Origin of the sequence: Arthrobacter sp. SIMBA_036 (assembly GCF_046535135.1) — a bacterium.
Taxonomy (GTDB): domain Bacteria; phylum Actinomycetota; class Actinomycetes; order Actinomycetales; family Micrococcaceae; genus Arthrobacter.
In genome coordinates this window covers 1-254 of sequence record NZ_JAWRXG010000321.1, presented here as the reverse complement: position 1 = coordinate 254, position 254 = coordinate 1, and the positions used below count along the sequence as shown (strand labels likewise).

At 66.9% G+C, this 254-nt stretch carries 1 protein-coding gene; it reads left to right on the top strand.

The genetic code is table 11. The features are described 5' to 3' along the window. A partial coding sequence (locus SB659_RS20040; protein ID WP_410551689.1) for an FCD domain-containing protein occupies positions 1-254 on the top strand: 254 nt, incomplete at both ends.

The following is a 254-nucleotide window of genomic DNA, read 5'->3' as shown; positions in this document are numbered from 1 at the left end:
CCCGCACGGCACGAGTACTACGCGCTGGTTGGCCGGTTGGACGAGGCCATCGATGCCGCGATTTCCAATTCCTATCTCGCCAATGCGATGCGGAGCCTCCGCGTCCATTTGGTCCGGGTTCGGCGCCTCGCAGCCGACGACGCCGCCCGGCTCCATGCAGCCGCGGCAGAGCACGCGGCCATAGCGGAGGCTATCGCCGACGGAAATCCCCGGCTGGCCGAAGCCGCCACGATACTTCATTTGCACCGCAGCCT